This window comes from Bradyrhizobium sp., assembly GCF_016462955.1.
Lineage (GTDB): Bacteria > Pseudomonadota > Alphaproteobacteria > Rhizobiales > Xanthobacteraceae > Bradyrhizobium.
Window position 1 is genome coordinate 1 of sequence record NZ_JAEMSD010000149.1, and the last position, 2,220, is coordinate 2,220.

Genomic DNA, 2,220 nt, shown 5'->3' on the forward strand with positions numbered 1-2,220 from the left:
CCGAGAGAGACCCCTCATCCGGCGCTGCGCGCCACCTTCTCCCACAAGGGGAGAAGGAAGAAGAAGCAGGAAACGCACTCATGGCAATCAGGTTTGACGGACGCGTCGCCATCGTCACCGGCGCGGGCAATGGTCTTGGCAAGGCGCATGCGCTGGGACTGGCCAGCCGCGGCGCCAAGGTCGTGGTCAACGATTTCGGCGGCGCGCGCGACGGCACCGGCGGCTCGCTGTCGCCGGCCGAAGCCGTGGTCGAGGAGATCCGGAAAGCGGGCGGCACAGCGATGGCCGATGGTGCCGATGTCTCCAATTTCGAGCAGGTCACGGCGATGGTCGAGCGCGCCAGCAGGGAATGGGGCAGCGTCGATCTCCTGTGCGCCAATGCCGGCATCCTGCGCGACAAATCGTTCGGCAAGATGGAAGCCGCCGATTTCCAGAAGGTTCTGGACGTGCACCTCGTCGGCACCTTCTATTGCTGCAAGGCGGCCTGGGCCGGCATGCGCGACCGCAATTACGGCCGCATCGTGCTGACCACCTCGTCCTCCGGCCTCTACGGTAATTTCGGCCAGGCCAATTACGGCGCGGCCAAGTCCGGCATGGTCGGCCTCATGAACGTGCTCGCGGAAGATGGGCGCAAGAACGACATCCGCGTCAACATCATCTCGCCGACCGCGGCGACCCGCATGACCGAAGAGCTGCTGCCGCCGCAGGCGCTGCAGCTGATGAAACCGAATGCGATCACGCCGGCGGTCGAGTTTATGCTGAGCGAGGACGCGCCGACTCGGACCATCATGGGCGCCGGCGCCGGCTCCTTCGCCTTGATCAAGATTTTGGAGAGCGAAGGCATCAACCTACCGGAGTCCGAATGGACGCCGGACGCGGTCGCCGCGCATTTCGCCGAGATCAGCGACATGTCGAAGGCCAAAGCGCTGACAGGAGCGTTCGAGCAGACGCAGAAATACGTGGCGCAAGCCGCCGCGCGGGCTGGGATCAAGCTCTGACCACGCCGTCATTCCGGGGCGATGCGAAGCATCGAGCTATGATGCGCAATTCGCATCTGAGAATCCATCGTGCCACCGTCTCTGCCGCCCAATGGATTCCGGGCTCGCGCTACGCGCGCCCCGGAATGACGCGTTAGGCGTGAGAATCTGGCTTAAACTCCCGCCATGACCTTAAACGACTCCCACATCGCCGTTATCGGCGCCGGTCCCGCCGGGCTGATGGCGGCGGAGGTGCTGGCGCAGGGCGGTGCCCGCGTCACCGTCTATGACGCGATGCCGTCAGCGGGCCGCAAATTCCTGATGGCCGGCCGCGGCGGGCTCAATCTCACCCATAGCGAACCGCTGCCGCAGTTCATGGCGCGCTATCGTGAGGCGGCACCGAAGCTCCACACGGCGGTCGCGGCGTTCCCGCCGGACGCTCTGCGTGCCTGGAGCGAGGCGCTGGGCGAACCGACCTTCGTTGGCACCAGCGGGCGAGTGTTTCCGAAGGCGTTCAAGGCCTCGCCCCTGCTTCGCGCCTGGCTGCGGCGGCTCGATGCCGCTGGCGTGCGCTTTGCGTTTCGTCATCGCTGGATGGGCTGGGACGGCGAGGGCCGGCTGCTGTTTCGAACGCCTGATGGTGTTGCGGCTGTGGCTGCCGACGCGACCGTGCTGGCACTTGGCGGAGCGAGCTGGCCGCGGCTCGGCTCGGACGGGAGCTGGGTCGAGCTCCTCGCTGCAAAAGGCATTGCTGTCTCAAAACTCCGGCCGGCGAATTCCGGCTTCACGGTCGCATGGTCAAATGTCTTCCGCGACCGCTTCGAAGGTCAGCCGCTCAAGGGTGTGGCGCTGGCGGTCGGCGCGCACACGTCGCGCGGAGAAGCCATGATCACCCGCAGCGGCATCGAGGGCGGTGCGGTCTACGCGCTATCGGCCGAGCTGCGCGAGGCCGTGCTGGGTCTCGGGCAAGCGACGCTGATGATCGCGTTGCGACCGGATCTCGACACCGCAGCGCTGACCACGCGGCTGTCGGGCGTGCGCGGCAAGCAATCGCTGGCGAACTTCTTGCGCAAGGCGGCGCAGCTGTCACCGGTCGGCATCGGCCTGATGCAGGAAGCCGCAATCGCTTCCGGCCGGCCGCTGGCATCGTTCTCGCCGGCGGAACTCGCGGATCTGATCAACGCCGTTCCAGTTCGGCTCACCGGCGTTGCCCCGATCGAGCGCGCGATCTCGACCGCAGGCG

General features: G+C 66.5%; 2 protein-coding genes. Both read left to right on the forward strand.

From position 1 onward, the window contains the following. Positions 1 to 80 precede the first annotated feature (80 nt). Complete coding sequence (locus JHD07_RS17015; protein WP_291624260.1) at positions 81 to 998, forward strand: SDR family NAD(P)-dependent oxidoreductase; 918 nt, start codon at positions 81 to 83, stop codon at positions 996 to 998. Positions 999 to 1,163: 165 nt separating this feature from the next. Next, positions 1,164 to 2,220, forward strand: a 1,057-nt coding sequence (locus tag JHD07_RS17020) for a TIGR03862 family flavoprotein (protein WP_291624262.1), incomplete at its 3' end; no start/stop codon positions are given.